This is a genomic window from Bacillus sp. SD088, assembly GCF_017355205.1.
GTDB lineage: Bacteria > Bacillota > Bacilli > Bacillales > Bacillaceae_C > Lederbergia.
Genome location: NZ_JADIJK010000015.1, coordinates 119,976 through 138,066 on the forward strand (window position 1 = coordinate 119,976; position 18,091 = coordinate 138,066).

Annotated in this window: 34 protein-coding genes; all 34 read right to left on the bottom strand. The window is 40.3% G+C overall.

Annotation, left to right across the window (positions count from 1 at the left end):
- Nucleotide 1 precedes the first annotated feature (1 nt).
- The 34 genes from IPU53_RS14495 to rpsJ all read right to left on the bottom strand — a co-directional run bounded on the left by IPU53_RS14495 (nt 2) and on the right by rpsJ (nt 17,843).
- Nucleotides 2-799, bottom strand: a complete 798-nt coding sequence (locus tag IPU53_RS14495) for an energy-coupling factor transporter transmembrane component T family protein (RefSeq protein WP_207451727.1) — start codon at nt 797-799, stop codon at nt 2-4.
- The gene (locus IPU53_RS14500; RefSeq protein ID WP_207451728.1) at nt 796-1,665 is read right to left on the bottom strand and encodes an energy-coupling factor ABC transporter ATP-binding protein; all 870 of its coding nucleotides are present in this window, start codon (nt 1,663-1,665) and stop codon (nt 796-798) included. Before IPU53_RS14500 ends, IPU53_RS14495 begins: the two co-directional genes overlap by 4 nt.
- Complete coding sequence (locus IPU53_RS14505) at nt 1,641-2,489, bottom strand: energy-coupling factor ABC transporter ATP-binding protein (RefSeq protein ID WP_207451729.1); 849 nt, start codon at nt 2,487-2,489, stop codon at nt 1,641-1,643. Before IPU53_RS14505 ends, IPU53_RS14500 begins: the two co-directional genes overlap by 25 nt.
- 321 nt (nt 2,490-2,810) lie before the next feature.
- Nucleotides 2,811-3,173, bottom strand: coding sequence for a 50S ribosomal protein L17 (gene rplQ / locus IPU53_RS14510; protein WP_207451730.1), 363 nt, complete (start codon nt 3,171-3,173; stop codon nt 2,811-2,813).
- 69 nt (nt 3,174-3,242) lie between these two features.
- On the bottom strand, nt 3,243-4,187 hold the full coding sequence (locus tag IPU53_RS14515; protein WP_207451731.1) for a DNA-directed RNA polymerase subunit alpha: 945 nt from the start codon (nt 4,185-4,187) through the stop codon (nt 3,243-3,245).
- Nucleotides 4,188-4,349: 162 nt separating this feature from the next.
- Nucleotides 4,350-4,745: a 30S ribosomal protein S11 gene (gene rpsK / locus IPU53_RS14520; protein ID WP_207451732.1), complete on the bottom strand. Its 396-nt coding sequence runs from the start codon at nt 4,743-4,745 to the stop codon at nt 4,350-4,352.
- A gap of 28 nt (nt 4,746-4,773) precedes the next feature.
- Nucleotides 4,774-5,139, bottom strand: coding sequence for a 30S ribosomal protein S13 (gene rpsM / locus IPU53_RS14525; protein ID WP_207451733.1), 366 nt, complete (start codon nt 5,137-5,139; stop codon nt 4,774-4,776).
- A 19-nt stretch (nt 5,140-5,158) separates the two neighbouring features.
- Nucleotides 5,159-5,272, bottom strand: coding sequence for a 50S ribosomal protein L36 (gene rpmJ, locus IPU53_RS14530; protein WP_003156543.1), 114 nt, complete (start codon nt 5,270-5,272; stop codon nt 5,159-5,161).
- Between the two features lie 34 nt (nt 5,273-5,306).
- Nucleotides 5,307-5,525, bottom strand: a complete 219-nt coding sequence (infA, locus tag IPU53_RS14535) for a translation initiation factor IF-1 (RefSeq protein ID WP_057985584.1) — start codon at nt 5,523-5,525, stop codon at nt 5,307-5,309.
- Complete coding sequence (locus tag IPU53_RS14540) at nt 5,503-5,838, bottom strand: KOW domain-containing RNA-binding protein (RefSeq protein ID WP_207451734.1); 336 nt, start codon at nt 5,836-5,838, stop codon at nt 5,503-5,505. Before IPU53_RS14540 ends, infA begins: the two co-directional genes overlap by 23 nt.
- A 15-nt stretch (nt 5,839-5,853) precedes the next feature.
- Nucleotides 5,854-6,600, bottom strand: a complete 747-nt coding sequence (map, locus tag IPU53_RS14545; RefSeq protein ID WP_207451735.1) for a type I methionyl aminopeptidase — start codon at nt 6,598-6,600, stop codon at nt 5,854-5,856.
- Nucleotides 6,600-7,250 (bottom strand): adenylate kinase, encoded by a 651-nt coding sequence (locus IPU53_RS14550; protein WP_207451736.1) that lies wholly within the window; start codon nt 7,248-7,250, stop codon nt 6,600-6,602. The genes map and IPU53_RS14550 overlap by 1 nt, the downstream gene beginning before the upstream one ends.
- 68 nt (nt 7,251-7,318) lie before the next feature.
- Nucleotides 7,319-8,611: a preprotein translocase subunit SecY gene (gene secY, locus IPU53_RS14555; protein ID WP_207451737.1), complete on the bottom strand. Its 1,293-nt coding sequence runs from the start codon at nt 8,609-8,611 to the stop codon at nt 7,319-7,321.
- Between the two features lie 3 nt (nt 8,612-8,614).
- Nucleotides 8,615-9,055: a 50S ribosomal protein L15 gene (gene rplO / locus IPU53_RS14560; RefSeq protein WP_207451738.1), complete on the bottom strand. Its 441-nt coding sequence runs from the start codon at nt 9,053-9,055 to the stop codon at nt 8,615-8,617.
- 32 nt (nt 9,056-9,087) lie between these two features.
- Nucleotides 9,088-9,270 carry a 50S ribosomal protein L30 gene (gene rpmD / locus IPU53_RS14565; RefSeq protein WP_207451739.1) on the bottom strand — a complete coding sequence of 61 codons (183 nt, stop codon included), beginning with the start codon at nt 9,268-9,270 and terminating at the stop codon, nt 9,088-9,090.
- Between the two features lie 13 nt (nt 9,271-9,283).
- The gene (gene rpsE, locus IPU53_RS14570; RefSeq protein WP_207451740.1) at nt 9,284-9,784 is read right to left on the bottom strand and encodes a 30S ribosomal protein S5; all 501 of its coding nucleotides are present in this window, start codon (nt 9,782-9,784) and stop codon (nt 9,284-9,286) included.
- A 22-nt stretch (nt 9,785-9,806) separates the two neighbouring features.
- Nucleotides 9,807-10,169, bottom strand: coding sequence for a 50S ribosomal protein L18 (gene rplR, locus IPU53_RS14575; RefSeq protein ID WP_207451741.1), 363 nt, complete (start codon nt 10,167-10,169; stop codon nt 9,807-9,809).
- A gap of 32 nt (nt 10,170-10,201) precedes the next feature.
- Nucleotides 10,202-10,738 carry a 50S ribosomal protein L6 gene (gene rplF / locus IPU53_RS14580; RefSeq protein ID WP_207451742.1) on the bottom strand — a complete coding sequence of 179 codons (537 nt, stop codon included), beginning with the start codon at nt 10,736-10,738 and terminating at the stop codon, nt 10,202-10,204.
- Between the two features lie 33 nt (nt 10,739-10,771).
- The gene (rpsH, locus tag IPU53_RS14585) at nt 10,772-11,170 is read right to left on the bottom strand and encodes a 30S ribosomal protein S8 (RefSeq protein ID WP_207451743.1); all 399 of its coding nucleotides are present in this window, start codon (nt 11,168-11,170) and stop codon (nt 10,772-10,774) included.
- A gap of 29 nt (nt 11,171-11,199) precedes the next feature.
- Entirely contained in the window at nt 11,200-11,385 is a 186-nt protein-coding gene (locus tag IPU53_RS14590) for a type Z 30S ribosomal protein S14 (RefSeq protein ID WP_207451744.1), read from the bottom strand.
- Between the two features lie 24 nt (nt 11,386-11,409).
- Nucleotides 11,410-11,949 (bottom strand): 50S ribosomal protein L5, encoded by a 540-nt coding sequence (gene rplE, locus IPU53_RS14595; protein WP_207451745.1) that lies wholly within the window; start codon nt 11,947-11,949, stop codon nt 11,410-11,412.
- 23 nt (nt 11,950-11,972) lie between these two features.
- On the bottom strand, nt 11,973-12,335 hold the full coding sequence (gene rplX, locus IPU53_RS14600; protein ID WP_207451746.1) for a 50S ribosomal protein L24: 363 nt from the start codon (nt 12,333-12,335) through the stop codon (nt 11,973-11,975).
- Nucleotides 12,336-12,373: 38 nt separating this feature from the next.
- A complete protein-coding gene (rplN, locus tag IPU53_RS14605; protein ID WP_207451747.1) occupies nt 12,374-12,742 on the bottom strand; it encodes a 50S ribosomal protein L14 in 369 nt (122 codons plus the stop codon).
- A 43-nt stretch (nt 12,743-12,785) separates the two neighbouring features.
- Nucleotides 12,786-13,049, bottom strand: a complete 264-nt coding sequence (gene rpsQ, locus IPU53_RS14610; RefSeq protein WP_207451748.1) for a 30S ribosomal protein S17 — start codon at nt 13,047-13,049, stop codon at nt 12,786-12,788.
- Between the two features lie 24 nt (nt 13,050-13,073).
- On the bottom strand, nt 13,074-13,280 hold the full coding sequence (gene rpmC / locus IPU53_RS14615; protein WP_207451749.1) for a 50S ribosomal protein L29: 207 nt from the start codon (nt 13,278-13,280) through the stop codon (nt 13,074-13,076).
- Nucleotides 13,270-13,704 carry a 50S ribosomal protein L16 gene (gene rplP, locus IPU53_RS14620; protein WP_207451750.1) on the bottom strand — a complete coding sequence of 145 codons (435 nt, stop codon included), beginning with the start codon at nt 13,702-13,704 and terminating at the stop codon, nt 13,270-13,272. Before rplP ends, rpmC begins: the two co-directional genes overlap by 11 nt.
- Before the next feature lie 2 nt (nt 13,705-13,706).
- On the bottom strand, nt 13,707-14,363 hold the full coding sequence (gene rpsC / locus IPU53_RS14625; RefSeq protein ID WP_207451751.1) for a 30S ribosomal protein S3: 657 nt from the start codon (nt 14,361-14,363) through the stop codon (nt 13,707-13,709).
- 3 nt (nt 14,364-14,366) lie between these two features.
- Nucleotides 14,367-14,708 carry a 50S ribosomal protein L22 gene (gene rplV, locus IPU53_RS14630; protein ID WP_207451769.1) on the bottom strand — a complete coding sequence of 114 codons (342 nt, stop codon included), beginning with the start codon at nt 14,706-14,708 and terminating at the stop codon, nt 14,367-14,369.
- A gap of 18 nt (nt 14,709-14,726) precedes the next feature.
- The gene (gene rpsS / locus IPU53_RS14635) at nt 14,727-15,005 is read right to left on the bottom strand and encodes a 30S ribosomal protein S19 (protein WP_207451752.1); all 279 of its coding nucleotides are present in this window, start codon (nt 15,003-15,005) and stop codon (nt 14,727-14,729) included.
- Nucleotides 15,006-15,065: 60 nt separating this feature from the next.
- A complete protein-coding gene (gene rplB / locus IPU53_RS14640; RefSeq protein ID WP_207451753.1) occupies nt 15,066-15,899 on the bottom strand; it encodes a 50S ribosomal protein L2 in 834 nt (277 codons plus the stop codon).
- A gap of 34 nt (nt 15,900-15,933) precedes the next feature.
- Nucleotides 15,934-16,218 carry a 50S ribosomal protein L23 gene (gene rplW / locus IPU53_RS14645; RefSeq protein ID WP_207451754.1) on the bottom strand — a complete coding sequence of 95 codons (285 nt, stop codon included), beginning with the start codon at nt 16,216-16,218 and terminating at the stop codon, nt 15,934-15,936.
- Nucleotides 16,218-16,841: a 50S ribosomal protein L4 gene (gene rplD / locus IPU53_RS14650; RefSeq protein WP_207451755.1), complete on the bottom strand. Its 624-nt coding sequence runs from the start codon at nt 16,839-16,841 to the stop codon at nt 16,218-16,220. The genes rplW and rplD overlap by 1 nt, the downstream gene beginning before the upstream one ends.
- A 27-nt stretch (nt 16,842-16,868) precedes the next feature.
- Complete coding sequence (rplC, locus tag IPU53_RS14655; RefSeq protein ID WP_207451756.1) at nt 16,869-17,498, bottom strand: 50S ribosomal protein L3; 630 nt, start codon at nt 17,496-17,498, stop codon at nt 16,869-16,871.
- A gap of 36 nt (nt 17,499-17,534) precedes the next feature.
- Nucleotides 17,535-17,843: a 30S ribosomal protein S10 gene (gene rpsJ, locus IPU53_RS14660; protein WP_207451757.1), complete on the bottom strand. Its 309-nt coding sequence runs from the start codon at nt 17,841-17,843 to the stop codon at nt 17,535-17,537.
- Nucleotides 17,844-18,091: the final 248 nt, after the last annotated feature.

Here is an 18,091-nt window from a genome sequence, read left to right on the forward strand (position 1 = left end):
ATCACGACCTTAATAAGATCAGTATCACTGTCAGTAGCACTAAAAGCAGTTCGGCCAATGTGTCCCTTAATTGCCACTGTAAGACTCGATATTTCGTCCGGCCTTCGCCGCCACGATACCCTCTTGCTTCCATTGCTGTGGCTAATTCCTCGGCACGTTTAAAAGCACTAACAAACAAAGGAACAAGCAAAGGAATAAAGGCTTGTACTCTTTGTTTCAAGGAACCACTCGAAAAGTCGACTCCTCTCGCCATTTGCGCCTTCATAATTTTGTCTGTTTCATCCATCAAAGTAGGAATGAAACGCAACGAAATCGACATCATCAACGCAAGTTCATGGACTGGGAAGCGCAGCTTTTTTAAAGGATGTAACAAGCTTTCAAGCCCATCAGTCAAGCTAATTGGTGTTGTTGTTAAAGTTAATAATGATGTCATCAGCACAAGCAGGAAGAAGCGCAAAGAAATGAAAATACCTTGTCTCAAGCCTTCCTCATGGATCTTAATAAAGCCCATTGAAAACAGAACATCGCCTTCATGATTAAAAAAGAGCTGTAAAAAGAAAGTAAAGACGATTAGAAATAAAATCATTTTTAAACCATTAAATAAAAACCTAAGATTAATCTGTGATATAAGAAGAATCGTTAAGACTAATAAGAGCACTAACCCATATGTCACAATGTTATTTGCAAAAAAGATAATACATATAAAGCCAAAAACAAATAGTAACTTTGCTCGTGGATCAAGACGATGGAGTAGAGAGTTTCCCGGAATGAATCGTCCAAATATCATTTTTTCCATCATGAGGAAGCACCACGTTTCTGATATTCCTTTAGGCTTTCCGCTAGCTCCTCAATGGTTAAGCATGTTCGATCTAGTTTTTCTCCAGATTTCTGTTCAAATAAATACTGAAACTTTACGACCTCCGGCACATCTAATCCTAATTTTAATAAAGATTGAGGGTCCGAAAAGGTTGTTCTTGGATCAGCCACTTGCTCGACTTTTCCTTGGTTCATAATGACAATTTCATCCGCAAATTTAGAGGCATCCTCCATGCTGTGTGTAACAAGGATGGTTGATAAATCCTTTTCTTTATGCAAGTGATAGAACATATCCATAATTTCCGTTCTGCCCCTCGGGTCCAACCCGGCTGTTGGTTCATCCAAAACAAGAACGTCTGGCTCCATCGCAAGTACACCTGCAATGGCAACCCGTCTCATCTGACCTCCAGATAAATCAAAGGGAGATTTCCCTAACGTTTCTTCTGATAGGCCCACCTCTTTTATTAACGTTCTAGCACGTTTCTGCGCCTCTTCCTCAGATACTCCAAAATTCAGTGGTCCGAAGCAAATATCTTTTTCTACTGTTTCCTCAAATAATTGATGTTCAGGAAATTGAAAAACGATCCCTACTTTTTGTCTAATCGATTTCAGATTCTTTTCCTTCTTTTCAGCATCAATCACACGATCTCCAATTATTACTTGTCCCTTTGTTGGTTGGATGAGTGCATTGAGGTGTTGTAGAATAGTAGACTTTCCCGAACCTGTGTGACCGATAATCGCAACAAAGATCCCCTGGGGAATGGACAGGTTAACCTCCTGAATAGCAAGCCGTTCGAATGGAGTATTGATTTGATATCTATATTCTACCTCTCGAAGTGTAATGTCCATAATTCCTCCACCAATTCCGCATCTGGCAAATATTTATCTGGCAAAGTAAAACCTCTTTGACGTAACGCCTGAGCCATTTTAATCGAAAAGGGCAAGTCCAAACCTAAATCAATTAAATCCCTATCTAATCTAAAGATCTCGTCAGGAGTGCCCTCCTTGTATACCTCTCCCTTATTCATCACAATCATTCGATCCGCCTTAGCCGCTTCCTCTAAATCATGTGTAATGGAAATAACAGTTAAATCCTGTTCTTCTTTTAAAAGGCGAATTGTCTTGAGGACTTCTTCCCGCCCAAGTGGGTCTAACATAGAAGTCGCTTCATCAAGTATAATGACTTGCGGTTGCAGGGCAATTACTCCAGCAATCGCCACTCTTTGCTTCTGTCCTCCTGAAAGATGATGTGGCTCTTGGTCAAGAAATTCCCCCATGGAAACACGTTCCAATCCATTTTGGACCCGTTCTTTCATCTCCATAAATGGCACTCCATTGTTCTCTAGGCCAAAAGCCACATCATCTTGAACGGTTGAACCAACAAATTGATTATCAGGGTTTTGGAATACCATACCGATTTGTCTCCGGATATCCCAAATGGTGTCATCACTCAATTGGTAGTCACCGACAAGAACCTTACCAGCCTCAGGAAATTGTAAGCCGTTAAGAATTTTCGCAAGTGTTGATTTGCCTGACCCATTGTGTCCAACAATCGCAAGCCATTCCCCTTTGTCTACTGAAAAGGAAACATCTTTTAATGCATACCTTTCTTGACCTTCATATTTAAAAGAAATATTTTGAATCGAGATCACTGGTCCTTTTTCTGTCCCCATTCCATTACTCCTCTCAACTCAACTAATAAAACAAAAAAATTTTGGTCTATACGCTACACTCTGATAAAATTCAAAAAATCTGGAAATAGAAAAAAAGCCTGCACCTCACTCCAGGAAACAGGATTCTTAGGTCCCATTCCAATTCTTGAAGCACGAGGAGGAGGCGCATGAGCTAGACAGGACAGCCAATTGCTCTGCCTATCGTAACGCTCCTTTTTAGCTTTATCAAATGTCCATCGCTATCATACTTATAATACCCAAAAAATTACATTATCTTAAAAAAGGGAGAGGCGATACGTCTCTCCGCTTTTCAAATGTGTATTAAACTAACTCAATAATTACCATTGGAGCCCCATCCCCACGACGTGGTCCAAGTTTCATGATGCGTGTATAACCGCCTTGTCGATCTGCGTAACGAGGTGCAATATCAGCAAATAGCTTTTGTACAGCATCTTGTTTTGTTTCCTGATCCGCAATTTCATGACGGACATATGCAGCAGCTTGCCTACGTGCATGTAAATCCCCACGCTTGCCAAGTGTAATCATCTTTTCGGCAACAGAGCGAAGTTCTTTTGCACGTGCTTCAGTTGTTTCTACACGTTCACTTATAATTAAGTCAGTCGTTAAATCACGAAGCATCGCCTTACGTTGTGAGCTAGTGCGACCTAATTTTCTATAAGACATCTCCTTTTCCCTCCCTTGTTGAATTCATCCTGTTAGTATAGATTGAGCTATAAAATTGGTGTAAAACGATCAATCGTCTTTACGTAGGCCGAGACCTAAATCATCCAATTTTACTTTTACTTCCTCTAAGGATTTTCTTCCTAAATTCCGAACTTTCATCATATCTTCTTCAGACTTATTGGATAATTCCTGAACAGTGTTAATCCCAGCACGTTTTAGGCAGTTATAGGAACGAACAGAAAGATCAAGTTCTTCAATTGTCATTTCTAAGACTTTCTCTTTTTGGTCCTCTTCCTTTTCAACCATAATTTCTGCGTTTTGAGCTTCATCTGTCAGATTAACAAAGATATTTAAATGCTCCATTAAAATCTTTGCACCTAAAGAAATAGATTCTTTCGGTCCAATACTACCATCTGTCCAAACATCCAAAGTTAATTTATCAAAGTTTGTCATTTGACCCACGCGAGTGTTTTCAACTTGATAATTCACTCTGGAAACCGGAGTAAAGATTGAATCTATTGGAATTACGCCAATTGGTAAATCTTCGCGCTTATTTTGATCAGCCGGTGTATAACCGCGTCCACGTTTTGCAGACATACGCAAACGGAAATTAGCATTTTTTCCAAGTGTAGCAATGTGTAAATCTGGATTCAGAATTTCTACATCACTATCATGTAAAATATCTGAAGCTTTGACAACACCCTCACCTTGAGCATCAATTTCTAATGTTTTCTCTTCATCAGAATAGACTTTCATTGCGAGTTTCTTAATATTCAGGATGATAGAGGTGACATCCTCGACTACCCCTTCAATTGTAGAGAATTCGTGTTGTACACCTTCCACTTGGATCGATGTTACGGCAGCACCTGGGAGAGAAGATAGCAGGATACGACGCAAGGAGTTACCCAAAGTTGTTCCATATCCACGCTCTAGGGGTTCTACAACAAATTTTCCATATTTGGCATCATCGCTGATCTCAATTGTTTCAATTTTCGGCTTTTCCATTTCGATCATTCAAATATACCCTCCTTCAAAACGTCGAAATTTCGAAAGGTATTTTCGAAATTCCCCATGTTACATTCCCGTTTGTGCAACAACTGGATGAAGAATTGATTCTACTAGTCTAAATTCATATAGTACCCCAGTATACCCAAGGAATACATTATTTATACAGAATCAAACACGACGACGTTTTGGTGGACGGCATCCGTTATGTGGAACAGGTGTTACATCTCTAATCGCTGTTACTTCAAGTCCTGCAGCTTGTAATGCACGAATCGCAGCTTCACGTCCAGCTCCAGGTCCTTTAACTGTTACTTCAAGAGATCTCATACCATGCTCCATTGAAACCTTAGCTGCAGTTTCTGCTGCCATTTGTGCTGCAAATGGAGTAGATTTACGAGAACCTCTGAAACCAAGCGCACCAGCTGAAGACCAAGAAATCGCGTTCCCTTGCGCATCTGTAATCGTAACAATTGTATTGTTAAAAGTAGAACGGATGTGAGCAATACCTGATTCTATATGCTTTTTCACACGACGCTTGCGAGTGTTAGTTTTTGTTTTACGAGCCATGTTAATCTGTTACCTCCTTTACGATCAATTATTTTTTCTTACCTGCAACTGTTTTACGTGGACCTTTACGCGTACGAGCGTTGTTCTTAGTATTTTGTCCACGAACAGGAAGACCACGACGATGACGAAGACCACGATATGAACCAATTTCCATTAGTCGTTTTACGTTCAAGGACACTTCACGACGAAGGTCTCCTTCTACTTTCAAACGATCGACAACATCACGAATTTTACCTAGTTCATCATCAGTTAAGTCACGAACACGTGTATCTTCAGAAACACCTGCTTCAGCTAAGACTTTAGAAGCTGTGCTTTTACCAATTCCAAAAATGTAAGTTAATGCGATGACTACACGCTTTTCACGCGGAATATCTACACCAGCAATACGTGCCATAATAATGCGCACCTCCTTGTTATCCTTGTTTTTGTTTATGCTTTGGATTTTCACAAATCACCATGACCTTGCCTTTTCTGCGAATAACTTTACATTTCTCACAGATTGGTTTGACTGATGGTCTAACTTTCATTGTTTAAAACCTCCTTATGGTCGGAGTACATGATTTATTTAAAACGGTATGTGATTCTTCCGCGTGTCAAATCATATGGGGAAAGCTCTACAGTTACTTTATCACCAGGCAATATGCGAATATAATTCATGCGGATCTTGCCTGAAACATGTGCAAGTACCGTATGGCCATTTTCCAACTCTACCTTAAACATAGCATTTGGCAGAGTATCCACGACAGTCCCTTCCACTTCAATTACATCTTCCTTCGCCATTAAATCCGTCTCCCTTCTCTACAACATCCAGAATCTCTTCTACAAAATTGGTAAGTGCCCATCGCAATTTCCCGTTTGTAACTCTACCCGCCTCTGCTAAGCTGTCTCGAACTTCTGAAGAAACATAGTCGTAAAGTGTTAGATGTTGGATATTCTTCTTCTTAGGACGATCAAATTTCCTTCGATCGCCATCAGCAATAAGAACAAATTTCTCATCAGCCTTATTTATGATAATCGCGAATTGTCCTGCATCTCGACCCTTATTGATAAGCACAATTTGACCTATTCGGGGTGTCGAATCAGAGTCATTCAACCAAATCACCTGCACTCAAATTTTAGTTAAAATCTCGTAACCTGTTTCTGTAATGGCCACTGTATGTTCAAAATGCGTACATACTTTTCCATCGACTGTGATGACAGTCCGGTTATCCGCCAACGTTTTTACGTAACGGGTTCCTGCGTTTACCATTGGTTCAACACAAAGTACCATTCCGGGTTTCAAACGAGGGCCTTTATTGGGTGGCCCATAGTGAGGGATATCTGGGTCCTCATGTAAATCTTGGCCAATTCCATGACCAACATATTCACGAACAATCGAATAACCTTCAGATTCTACGTATTCTTGAATGGCATGGGATATATTAGAAAGACGAACCTCTGGCTTAGCCTCATTTAAGCCCAGGTTTAAGGACTTTTCTGTAACATCAAGAAGTTTCTGGGTATCATCATCAATTTCGCCAACTGCATAGGTCCAGGCTGAATCGCCATGATAGCCATTGTATCGTACCCCAATATCAAGACTGATTATATCGCCCTTTTCTAACACCCGTTTCCCTGGTATGCCATGTACTAGCTCTTCATTAACAGAAGTGCAAATACTACCTGGAAATCCGTTATATCCTTTAAAAGAAGGATAGGCATCATGTTCCTTAATAAACTTCTCAGCTATCGTATCCAATTCCTTCGTCGTAACTCCTGGCTGAATAGATTTCTTAAGTTCTTGGAACGTAAGTGCAACAATCTTTCCAGCATCTCGCATAATATCAATTTCGCGAGGTGTTTTGCAAATAATCATTATACCAAACCTTTTAGCAAAGAATCAATATCTGCGAAAACTTGATCAATATGCTGCTGACCATTGATATTTTTCAAATACCCTTTTGCTTGATAGAAATCAAGCAGTGGTTGTGTTTGTTGAAGATTTACTTCAAGACGATTTTGAACAGTTTCAGCATTATCATCTGCTCTTTGGTACAATTTACCACCACAACGGTCACAAACACCTTCTGCCGCTGGCGGATTGAATACAAGATGATAAGTAGCCCCACAATTCTCACAAATTCGGCGGCCAGTAAGACGCTCTATTAAGATCTCTTTGTCAACTTGTATATTTATGACAAAGTCAATTTTTTTTCCGATTTTCTCGAGAATTGTCTCAAGCGCGTCAGCTTGAGCAACAGTTCGTGGAAAACCATCTAAGAGAAAACCGTCCTCACAGTCAGGCTTATTCAATCGTTCTTGAACAATACCAATCGTCACTTCATCTGGTACAAGTGCGCCTTGATCCATAAAGGATTTGGCTTTTAGTCCAAGCTCTGTACCTTCACTCATCGCTGCACGAAACATATCCCCAGTAGAAATATGTGGTGTTCCATATTTTTCTACAATTTTATCGGCCTGAGTACCTTTTCCGGCACCTGGAAGACCCATTAAAACTAAATTCATCCGTTATGCCCCCAAGCATCTAAATGGAGACAGGAACAAAAGACGTCTTGTTCCTAAAACCATTTCGATTATTTAATGAAGCCTTTATAGTGACGCTTCACCAGCTGGGCTTCCAATTGTTTCATTGTATCAAGTGCAACTCCCACCACAATCAATAGACTCGTTCCACCTATTTGTACAGATTGCGGCAACCCAGCAAATTTTATAAAGAAGACTGGCAATATAGAAACCGCTGCAAGGAAAAGTGAACCTACAAAAGTCATTCGATATAAGACATTTGTTAAATAGGTTTGTGTGTTTTTCCCTGGACGTATCCCTGGTATATAACCACCTTGCTTTTTCAAATTTTCAGCTACCTTTTCGGGATTCACTTGAACAAATGCATAAAAGTAAGTAAACGCAATGATAAGAGCAAAAAAGATGACCATTCCGATTGGCTTTGTATGATCAAAGATGTTCTGAATGGCACCAGCTGTGTTTCCGGATGAGAAAAAAGTAGCAATGGTTTGCGGTGTAACCATAAACGCACTTGCAAAAATAACAGGAATTACACCCGCAGCATTCACTTTTAACGGCAAATGTGTATTTTGCCCTCCCGCCGGATTGCGTCCATCTACTCTTTTGGCATATTGAATAGGAATCTTACGTAATGCTTGTTGAACGAAGACAACTCCTACTACAATCGCAATGATCACTAATACAAGCAGTAACAAAACGACAATGCGCAAGAAAAGTTGATTGCCAGGATTCTCAAACTGCTGTACATAAATTTGGTTTACAGAAGTGGGAATAGCCGCAACAATCCCAGCAAAAATAATGATGGAAATTCCATTTCCAGCCCCTTTTGCCGTGATTTCCTCACCAAGCCACATCAAAAATGCAGTTCCAGCTGTAAGGACGATTGCAATAGTGGCATAAGTCATAATACTAGGATTCTTAATCAACTGCAGACCTGTCATTTGATTAAAACCAAACGATAACCCAACAGCTTGAATAAGGGCAAGCACAATTGTGAAATAGCGCGTAAATTGTGCGAGCTTACGCCGTCCCATTTCACCTTGTTTTGACCACTCTGTAAACTTAGGTACTACATCCATTTGCAATAATTGAACAATGATTGAAGCAGTAATATAAGGCATAATTCCCATCGCAAAGATAGAGAAGTTTTGAAGTGCTCCACCACCAAAAATGTTCATGAATCCAAATAGACTTGCCTGATCCTGCAGCTTTAACACTTCAGGGTCTACACCAGGAACTACAATAAAAGCTCCTAAACGAAATACAACTAACATTAGTAAGGTGAATAAAATCTTTTTGCGAATATCACCTACACGCATAAAGTTGGAGATTGTCTGAAACATGAATTAGATCACCTCAGTTTTACCGCCTGCAGCTTCAATTGCGTCTTTGGCAGCAGAGGAAAATTTATTCGCTTTTACTGTGAGCTTTCTCTCGATGTTGCCATTAGCAAGAATTTTAATACCTGACTTTTCATTTCGAACAATTCCCGACTCAATAAGAAGTTCCGGAGTTACTTCCGTACCATCTTCAAAACGGTTAAGTGTATCTAAGTTTACAATAGCAAACTCTTTACGGTTAATATTCGTAAAACCACGCTTTGGTAAACGTTGGAATAATGGAGTTTGACCACCTTCAAATCCCAAGCGAACACCACCGCCTGACCGAGAATTTTGACCTTTATGTCCTCTGCCGGAAGTTTTTCCGTTTCCAGAACCAATACCTCGACCAACACGATTACGTGTTTTACGGGAACCTTCAGCAGATTTCAGTTCATGAAGTTTCATCGTTGGCACCTCCTTATCTTTAAAAAGTAAGATTATTGTTCTTTAACAGAAACTAGATGAGAAACCTTATGGACCATACCACGAATAGTTTCATTATCATCATGTTCAACTGTTTGGTTAACCTTCTTTAGCCCCAATGCTTTAACCGTTTCACGTTGGCCCTCTGTACGACCAATAAGACTGCGAGTAAGGGTAATTGCCAATTTATTTGCCATTATAATTCCCCCCTTAACCTAACAGCTCTTCTACTGTTTTATTACGTAATTTCGCAACATCTTCAGCACGTTTTAAATTTTTGATTCCTTCAATAGTAGCACGAACCATATTAATTGGTGTGCTTGAACCAAGTGATTTAGATGTAATATCTGCAACTCCTGCAAGCTCAAGTACCGCACGAACAGGACCGCCAGCAATAACTCCTGTACCTTCGCTACCTGGTTTAAGTAAGATTTGCCCGCCACCAAAACGGCCAATGATCTGATGTGGAATAGTCGAACCGACAAGAGGTACTTCTACCATGCTCTTCTTAGCATCTTCAATGGCTTTACGAATTGCATCAGGAACTTCCTGTGCCTTTCCAGTACCAAAGCCAACATGTCCGTTTCTGTCTCCTACAACAACAAGTGCAGTAAAACGGAAGCGACGACCACCTTTAACCACTTTTGCTACACGGTTAACTGTTACAACACGTTCTTCTAGTTCAAGTTTGTTCGCATCGAATTGACGCATCTATGATTTCCCTCCTTCTTAATTAAAATTCCAAGCCGTTTTCACGAGCAGCTTCGGCTAATGCTTTAATTCTTCCGTGATATAAATATCCGCCTCGATCAAATACTACTGATGTGTAGCCTTTATCAGAAGCGCGTTTCGCAATGAGTGCTCCTACTTCCTTAGCACCCTCTACATCCCCTGCAGACTTGAGATTAAGCTCTTTATCAAGAGTAGAGGCACTTGCTAATGTTACGCCTTTTTCATCGTCAATCAATTGTGCATAGATGTTCTGATTAGAACGATATACGTTCAAACGCGGACGCATTTCAGTACCACTCAATTTTGATCTTACGCGAGCATGTCTCTTTTTACGCACCTTGTTTTTATCTTGTTTGGTGATCAATACGAGTCACTCCTTTCAGTACCTAAGCGGCATTATTTACCGGTTTTACCCTCTTTACGACGAACCATTTCGCCTTCATAACGAATTCCCTTACCCTTATATGGCTCAGGTGGACGAACGGCACGAATATTTGAAGCTAATGCACCAACATTTTCTTTATTGTAGCCTTTAATAATAATTTTAGTGTTGCTTGGAACTTCAATTTCAGTTCCCTCTTCAGGTTCGAACTCAACTGGATGTGAGTACCCTACATTCAAAACAAGTTTATTTCCTTGTTTTTGTGCACGGTAACCAACACCCACAAGCTCTAGACCTTTTTCAAAGCCTTTAGAAACACCATCAACCATGTTCGCTACTAGAGAACGGGTTGTTCCATGCATAGAGCGGTGTTGTTTAGACTCAGATGGACGAGTTACGTTAATAATACTGCCCTCGATATTAATGCTAATATCTGAATTAAATGTATTTGTTAATTCACCTTTTGGCCCTTTCACAATCAGGGTGTCCCCATTTTGTTCAATTGTTACGCCAGAAGGAATTTCAATTGGTTTTTTCCCTATACGAGACATATTGCTGTCGCACCTCCGTTCTTCAGAAGATTATTACCATACATACGCAAGTACTTCTCCGCCTACTTGCTTAGCTCTTGCTTCTTTATCTGTTAACACGCCCTGAGAAGTAGAGACTATTGCAATACCAAGACCATTAAGTACTTTCGGTACTTCATTAGCTTTTGCATAAACCCGTAATCCAGGCTTGCTAATACGCTTTAGACCTGTAATTACTCGCTCATTATCTGGACCGTATTTTAGAAAAATACGAATAATACCTTGCTTACTATCTTCGATGTATTCTACATCACGAACGAATCCTTCTTGTTTAAGGATTTCAGCGACACCTTTTTTAATATTTGAAGCTGGAATTTCCAATTTCTCATGTCGTACCATATTCGCATTGCGGATACGTGTAAGCAAATCTGCAATTGGATCAGTCATAACCATTTAGAATTACCTCCTTCCCAGTATCGGTCTTACCAGCTGGCTTTTTTAACGCCAGGAATTTGACCTTTGTATGCTAGTTCACGGAAACAAATACGACAAAGTTTAAATTTACGAATGACAGAATGTGGACGACCACATCTTTCACAGCGTGTATACTCTTGAACTTTAAACTTTGGTGCACGTTTCTGTTTTACGACCATTGATTTCTTAGCCACGTTTTCGCCTCCCTTATTTAGCGATTACTTTTGGAATGGCATTCCAAATGCAGTCAATAATTCACGCGCTTCTTCATCGGTTTTCGCCGTAGTGACGATTACAATGTCCATACCGCGGACTTTGCTCACTTTATCATAATCAATTTCAGGGAAGATCAACTGTTCTCTAATTCCAAGTGTGTAATTTCCGCGACCGTCAAATGCTTTCTTGGAAATTCCACGGAAGTCACGTACACGTGGGAGAGATACTGAAATTAATTTATCAAAGAAATCATACATACGCTCTCCACGAAGTGTTACCTTAGCACCAATTGGCATTCCTTCACGTAGACGGAAGCCTGCAATAGAGTTTTTAGCTTTTGTCACAACTGGTTTTTGACCAGTGATGAATCCAAGTTCCTCTACAGCATTGTCAAGTACTTTTGCATTTTGAACAGCATCCCCAACACCCATGTTGATGACGATTTTTTCAATCTTAGGAACTTCCATTACTGATTTATAATTAAACTTGCTCACTAGAGCTTGAGTAATATCTTTATCAAATTTTTCCTTTAGGCGGTTCATGTCGTGTACCTCCCTTCATCTGCTTACTTTATAATCTTTTTCTCAACATCTTTATCAAGGATGTCACCGGATTTCTTAGAAACACGGACATTTACTTGCTTTTCAACACCATCCTTGCCTTTAATGGTCACACGTTTATAACCAATTCTTGTTGGTTCATTTGATTTTGGATCGATTACCATAACATTCGAAGCATGGATCGTAGCTTCACGAGAATCAATTCCACCTTGTGGGTTTTCTTGTGATGGCTTAGAGTGCTTTTTCACAATATTTACCCCTTCAACAAGCACGCGGCCTTTTTGAGGGTAAGCAGCAAGCACTGTACCAGTTTTTCCTTTGTCTTTACCTGAGATAACCATTACTTTATCGCCAGACTTAATTTGCATTGCATCGCACCTCCTTGAGTAACCGTATCATGGTTTTATTAAAGAACCTCTGGAGCCAGAGAGATGATTTTCATGAAATTTCTTTCGCGCAGTTCACGTGCAACGGGTCCGAAGATACGCGTTCCGCGAGGTGCTTTGTCATCACGAATAATGACACAGGCATTTTCATCAAACTTAATATAAGATCCATCAGGACGACGTGCACCGCTTTTTGTACGAACAATAACAGCTTTTACAACTTCACCTTTTTTGACAACGCCACCTGGTGTTGCATTTTTGACTGTACATACAATCACATCACCAATATTAGCTGTTTTACGGCCTGACCCACCTAGGACCTTGATGGTAAGTACTTCACGTGCACCAGAATTGTCAGCAACTTTCAATCTAGATTCTTGTTGAATCATCTAGTTTACCTCCCTTCGGAAAGCATGTATCCGAATCATGTCATTAAATAATGATTGCTTTCTCAACAACCTCTTCTAAACGAAAACGTTTTGTAGCTGATAGTGGACGAGTTTCCATAATACGAACTACATCACCAATTTTCGCTTCGTTCTGTTCATCATGAGCTTTGAATTTCTTAGAATACTTAACGCGCTTGCCGTACAAAGAATGCTTTTTGTAAGTTTCAACCATAACAGTGATGGTTTTATCCATTTTGTCAGAAACCACACGTCCTGTATAAACTTTACGCTGATTGCGTTCACTCATTTTGCGCTTACCTCCTCTCCGTTATCAATTGTTAACTTCAGCTTCTAATTCTCTTTCACGAACGATAGTTTTCAATCGAGCAATTGATTTGCGAACTTCGCGAAGGCGGGCAGTGTTTTCAAGTTGCCCAGTAGCTAGTTGGAAGCGAAGGTTAAATAATTCTTCCTTCAAGGATTTTACGTTTTGTTCAATTTCGGCAGTGGTTAGATCACGGATTTCTTTAGCCTTCATTTGGTTCACCACCAATTTCTTCTCGTTTTACAAATTTCGTTTTAATAGGTAGTTTATGTGCAGCTAGACGAAGAGCTTCTCTTGCTACCTCTTCAGGAACTCCAGCAATTTCAAACATAATCTTTCCAGGTTTTACAACCGCTACCCATCCTTCAGGTGCCCCTTTACCAGAACCCATCCGAACTTCTAGAGGTTTAGCTGTATATGGCTTGTGAGGGAAAATTTTAATCCACACGTTACCGCCACGTTTCATATAACGAGTCATCGCAATTCTCGCTGCTTCAATTTGACGGCTTGTAATCCAAGATGCTTCTGCAGCTTGCAGACCGTAATCTCCAAATGAAACTTCCGTTCCACCTTTTGCACGGCCACGCATTCTACCGCGATGTTCACGACGATATTTAACACGTTTAGGCATTAACATGGTTATTTTCCTCCTTCCACAGATTTTTTCTTTTCTGGAAGGATCTCTCCACGATAAATCCATACTTTCACACCAAGTTTACCATAGGTAGTGTCTGCTTCAGCATGAGCATAATCAATATCAGCACGAAGTGTATGAAGTGGAACAGTTCCTTCGCTATAATGTTCAGCACGAGCTATATCAGCTCCGCCAAGGCGGCCTGATACCATTGTTCTAATTCCATCTGCACCTGCACGCATTGTACGTTGGATAGCTTGCTTTTGCGCACGACGGAAAGATACGCGATTTTCTAATTGGCGTGCAATGTTTTCTGCTACCAATTTCGCATCAAGGTCAGCCATTTTAATTTCAATAATGTTAATATGAACTCTTTTGTTCGTAAGTTTATTTAGAGCTTTACGTAAAGCTTCAACTTCACTACCACCTTTACCGATAACCATGCCAGGCTTGGCAGTGTGGACCGTGATGTTTACGCGGTTTGCAGCACGTTCAATTTCAACACGTGATACAGATGCATCAGCTAAACGCTTTGCAATGTATTCGCGAATTTTAATATCCTCATGCAATAACGTTGCATATTCTTTGTCGGCATACCACTTAGATTCCCAGTCACGAATGACACCGATACGCATACCGATTGGATTAACTTTTTGACCCACGTATTACCCCTCCTTCTTTTCAGATAGCACAATTGTAATATGGCTTGTGCGTTTGTTAATTTGACTTGCACGACCTTGCGCGCGTGGACGAAATCTTTTCATTGTTGGTCCTTCATCAACATAAACCTGAGAAACCAATAGATTATTAATGTCCATATCATAGTTGTGCTCTGCATTTGCGATCGCAGAATTCAACAGCTTTTCAACGATTGGGGAGGCAGCTCTTGGAGTTAGTTTCAAAATAGAAACTGCATCGCCCACTTGCTTTCCTCGAATAAGATCAACGACGAGACGTGCTTTACGAGGAGCAATTCGTACTGTTTTAGCAACGGCTTTAGCTTGCATCATGTTGCCCTCCTCTCATTAGCGTTTAGTTTTTCTATCGTCTCCGGCATGACCTCTGTAACTGCGGCTTGGTGCGAATTCACCAAGTTTATGGCCTACCATATCTTCACTAATATATACCGGTACATGTTTACGACCATCGTAGACTGCAATAGTGTGTCCAACAAAGCTAGGGAAAACTGTTGAACGACGAGACCAAGTTTTTACAACCTGTTTCTTGTCACTTTCATTCAATTTTTCCACCTTTGCGAGCAAATGCTCATCTGCGAATGGGCCTTTCTTTAGGCTACGTCCCATACTAGAACCTCCCTTCGCGATTGTGCTACGGTCCTATCTTGGAACCGTAGATCAATCCCGTTATTTTTTACGACGACGCACAATAAACTTATCTGATTTATTGTTCTTCTTACGTGTTTTATATCCAAGTGTTGGTTTACCCCAAGGTGTAACTGGTGATTTACGGCCAATTGGTGTACGTCCTTCCCCACCACCGTGTGGATGATCATTCGGGTTCATAACAGATCCGCGAACGTGTGGACGCTTGCCTTGCCAACGAGAGCGACCGGCTTTCCCTACATTCACAAGCTCATGTTGTTCGTTACCAACTTGACCAATGGAAGCACGACATGTCGCAAGGATCATACGAACTTCACCAGAATTCAAACGAACTAAAACGTATTTCGTTCCTTCTTTACCAAGTACTTGAGCAGAAGTCCCTGCAGAACGAACCAATTGTCCGCCTCCACCTGGCTTCAATTCAATGTTGTGTACAACGGTACCCACTGGAATGTTAGCTAATGGAAGAGTATTTCCGACCTTAATATCTGCGTCTGGACCAGACATTACTTCCATACCAACTTTAAGATTTTTCGGGGCAAGTATATAGCGCTTCTCCCCATCATGATAATGAATTAGTGCAATGTTCGCGGAACGGTTTGGATCATATTCAATTGTAGCAACGCGTCCTGGTATACCGTCTTTGATTCGTTTAAAATCAATCACACGATATTGACGCTTATGTCCACCACCACGATGACGAACTGTCATTCTACCTTGGTTGTTACGGCCGCCTTTTCTGTTAAGAGGCTCAAGTAGGCTTTTCTCTGGTTTGTTTGTCGTAATTTCAGAGAAATCCAAACTTGTCATATTACGACGTCCGTTTGTGGTAGGTTTGTATTTCTTGATCGCCATTTTGTTCCCTCCTCTTTTTATAATTTATGCCAATTTACACTTCGAAAAATTCAATTTCGTTGCTATCTTCAGTTAGCGTGACAACAGCTTTGCGGCGCTTGTTTGTATAGCCAACAAAACGGCCCATGCGCTTGAATTTCCCTTTATAGTTAAGGACATTTACTTTTTCAACTTTCACTTCAAAAATTTGCTCTACAGCCGTTTTGATCAGTGTTTTATTCGCCTTAACGTCTACTTCAAAAGTATACTTTTTAACAGCCGTTTGTTCCATAGAACGTTCTGTAATGATGGGGCGCTTAATAACATCACGTACATCCATTACCCAAGCACCTCCTCTACTTTTTCAACTGCAGCTTTCGTTAAGATCAATGTCTGATGATTGCTGACATCTAAAACATTTAAGTTAGATGCATCAATGATGGTTACTCCAGGAATATTTCTTCCTGACAACTCAACATTCTCATTCACAGTATCTGTCACTACTAAAGCTTTTTTACCAACAGGAAGATTTGCTAATACTTTAACAAATTCCTTTGTTTTTGGTGTATCAAAGTTAAGTGATTCTAGTACAAGAAGACTTTCCTCACTAACCTTTGTGGATAATGCCGATTTAATCGCTAAACGGCGGACTTTCTTCGGAAGTTTGTAGCTGTAGCTACGTGGAACAGGGCCAAATACAGTACCACCGCCACGCCATTGTGGAGAACGGATAGAACCTTGACGAGCACGACCAGTTCCTTTTTGACGCCACGGCTTCGCGCCGCCGCCACGTACTTCTGAACGATTTTTTACTTTTGCAGTTCCTTGTCTTAAGGAAGCTCTTTGCATAACAATTGCTTCAAACAAGACATCCTTGTTTGGTTCAATTCCAAAAACAGATTCATTAAGGTCAATATCGCCAACCTTAGAGCCTGCTTGACTGTATAATGCTACTTTCGGCATTCTTATTTCCTCCTTTCTATGAATGTATTACTTCACTTTTATTCCTGTTTTAACTTCCAATAAAGCTTTCTTAGGTCCAGGTACGTTCCCTTTTACTAAGATAAGATTACGCTCAGCGTCAACCTTAACTATTGGCAAGTTTTGAATGGTAATTCTTTCGCCACCCATGCGACCAGGTAACGCCTTTTGCTTAAATACACGCGCAGGGTCAACAGCTCCCATTGAACCAGGTCTTCTATGATAACGAGAACCGTGAGACATAGGTCCACGAGATTGACCATGACGTTTAATAGCGCCTTGGAATCCTTTCCCTTTAGAAATTCCTGAAACATCTACTAAATCGCCTTCTGCGAAAATATCTACTTTGACTTCTTGACCAACTTCATACTCATTTATGTTTACTCCGTTAAATTCACGGACGAAGCGCTTAGGTGCAGTGTTTGCTTTCGCAACATGTCCCTTTTCTGGTTTATTTGAAAGAATATCACGTTTTTCGTCAAAACCAAGTTGCACAGCTTCATATCCATCTGTTTCAATCGTCTTCTTTTGAAGCACTACGTTTGGGGCAGCTTCAATGACTGTAACAGGGATCAATTCACCATTTTCAGCAAAAACCTGTGTCATACCAATTTTTCTACCCAAGATTCCTTTGGTCATAAGTCACACCTCCTGATTTTCATTTAAATATATTTATTATAATTTGATTTCAATGTCAACGCCTGACGGCAAGTCTAGTCTCATTAGAGAATCTACTGTTTGTGGAGTAGGATTATTAATATCGATTAGACGTTTATGCGTACGCATTTCGAATTGTTCACGAGAATCCTTATATTTGTGCACCGCACGAAGAACTGTGTAAATAGTTTTCTCAGTTGGCAATGGAATCGGCCCTGAGACACTTGCTCCTGAACGTTTTGCAGTTTCAACAATTTTTTCAGCTGATTGATCCAAAATTCTATGATCATAAGCCTTCAATCTGATACGAATCTTTTGTTTTGCCATTACTTTCCCTCCTTTTCGTCTATTTTTGAAATAGACTTACTCCGTGGAAATTTCCCACACACTCGCCATGGCAAAGCGGCCGGGTGTGTCAGCAACCTTCCACATCATTGCAGTCAAAAACCAACATTATTCATTATACAGAAATTCAAACCCAGATGCAATAGCAATCTATATAATTTCAACAATGAATTACCTAGATGATTATACAAAGTTTTTTACTAAGAAACAAGTTCGTAAATATTGGAAGA

What these genes read in the sequence shown, in the direction of transcription:
- IPU53_RS14495 (WP_207451727.1), bottom strand. Translation starts at nt 799, where the DNA reads ATGATGGAAAAAATGATATTTGGACGATTCATTCCGGGAAACTCTCTA.
- IPU53_RS14500 (WP_207451728.1), bottom strand. Translation starts at nt 1,665, where the DNA reads ATGGACATTACACTTCGAGAGGTAGAATATAGATATCAAATCAATACT.
- IPU53_RS14505 (WP_207451729.1), bottom strand. Translation starts at nt 2,489, where the DNA reads ATGGGGACAGAAAAAGGACCAGTGATCTCGATTCAAAATATTTCTTTT.
- rplQ (WP_207451730.1), bottom strand. Translation starts at nt 3,173, where the DNA reads ATGTCTTATAGAAAATTAGGTCGCACTAGCTCACAACGTAAGGCGATG.
- IPU53_RS14515 (WP_207451731.1), bottom strand. Translation starts at nt 4,187, where the DNA reads ATGATCGAAATGGAAAAGCCGAAAATTGAAACAATTGAGATCAGCGAT.
- rpsK (WP_207451732.1), bottom strand. Translation starts at nt 4,745, where the DNA reads ATGGCTCGTAAAACAAAAACTAACACTCGCAAGCGTCGTGTGAAAAAG.
- rpsM (WP_207451733.1), bottom strand. Translation starts at nt 5,139, where the DNA reads ATGGCACGTATTGCTGGTGTAGATATTCCGCGTGAAAAGCGTGTAGTC.
- rpmJ (WP_003156543.1), bottom strand. Translation starts at nt 5,272, where the DNA reads ATGAAAGTTAGACCATCAGTCAAACCAATCTGTGAGAAATGTAAAGTT.
- infA (WP_057985584.1), bottom strand. Translation starts at nt 5,525, where the DNA reads ATGGCGAAGGAAGATGTAATTGAAGTGGAAGGGACTGTCGTGGATACT.
- map (WP_207451735.1), bottom strand. Translation starts at nt 6,600, where the DNA reads ATGATTATTTGCAAAACACCTCGCGAAATTGATATTATGCGAGATGCT.
- IPU53_RS14550 (WP_207451736.1), bottom strand. Translation starts at nt 7,250, where the DNA reads ATGAATTTAGTTTTAATGGGTCTTCCAGGTGCCGGAAAAGGTACTCAG.
- secY (WP_207451737.1), bottom strand. Translation starts at nt 8,611, where the DNA reads ATGTTTCAGACAATCTCCAACTTTATGCGTGTAGGTGATATTCGCAAA.
- rplO (WP_207451738.1), bottom strand. Translation starts at nt 9,055, where the DNA reads ATGAAACTTCATGAACTGAAATCTGCTGAAGGTTCCCGTAAAACACGT.
- rpmD (WP_207451739.1), bottom strand. Translation starts at nt 9,270, where the DNA reads ATGGCAAATAAATTGGCAATTACCCTTACTCGCAGTCTTATTGGTCGT.
- rpsE (WP_207451740.1), bottom strand. Translation starts at nt 9,784, where the DNA reads ATGCGTCAATTCGATGCGAACAAACTTGAACTAGAAGAACGTGTTGTA.
- rplF (WP_207451742.1), bottom strand. Translation starts at nt 10,738, where the DNA reads ATGTCTCGTATAGGGAAAAAACCAATTGAAATTCCTTCTGGCGTAACA.
- rpsH (WP_207451743.1), bottom strand. Translation starts at nt 11,170, where the DNA reads ATGGTTATGACTGATCCAATTGCAGATTTGCTTACACGTATCCGCAAT.
- rplE (WP_207451745.1), bottom strand. Translation starts at nt 11,949, where the DNA reads ATGAACCGCCTAAAGGAAAAATTTGATAAAGATATTACTCAAGCTCTA.
- rplX (WP_207451746.1), bottom strand. Translation starts at nt 12,335, where the DNA reads ATGCAAATTAAGTCTGGCGATAAAGTAATGGTTATCTCAGGTAAAGAC.
- rplN (WP_207451747.1), bottom strand. Translation starts at nt 12,742, where the DNA reads ATGATTCAACAAGAATCTAGATTGAAAGTTGCTGACAATTCTGGTGCA.
- rpsQ (WP_207451748.1), bottom strand. Translation starts at nt 13,049, where the DNA reads ATGAGTGAACGCAATCAGCGTAAAGTTTATACAGGACGTGTGGTTTCT.
- rpmC (WP_207451749.1), bottom strand. Translation starts at nt 13,280, where the DNA reads ATGAAGGCTAAAGAAATCCGTGATCTAACCACTGCCGAAATTGAACAA.
- rplP (WP_207451750.1), bottom strand. Translation starts at nt 13,704, where the DNA reads ATGTTAATGCCTAAACGTGTTAAATATCGTCGTGAACATCGCGGTAGA.
- rplV (WP_207451769.1), bottom strand. Translation starts at nt 14,708, where the DNA reads ATGCAAGCTAAAGCCGTTGCTAAAACAGTACGAATTGCTCCTCGTAAA.
- rpsS (WP_207451752.1), bottom strand. Translation starts at nt 15,005, where the DNA reads ATGGGACGTAGCCTAAAGAAAGGCCCATTCGCAGATGAGCATTTGCTC.
- rplB (WP_207451753.1), bottom strand. Translation starts at nt 15,899, where the DNA reads ATGGCGATCAAGAAATACAAACCTACCACAAACGGACGTCGTAATATG.
- rplW (WP_207451754.1), bottom strand. Translation starts at nt 16,218, where the DNA reads ATGGATGTACGTGATGTTATTAAGCGCCCCATCATTACAGAACGTTCT.
- rplD (WP_207451755.1), bottom strand. Translation starts at nt 16,841, where the DNA reads ATGCCGAAAGTAGCATTATACAGTCAAGCAGGCTCTAAGGTTGGCGAT.
- rplC (WP_207451756.1), bottom strand. Translation starts at nt 17,498, where the DNA reads ATGACCAAAGGAATCTTGGGTAGAAAAATTGGTATGACACAGGTTTTT.
- rpsJ (WP_207451757.1), bottom strand. Translation starts at nt 17,843, where the DNA reads ATGGCAAAACAAAAGATTCGTATCAGATTGAAGGCTTATGATCATAGA.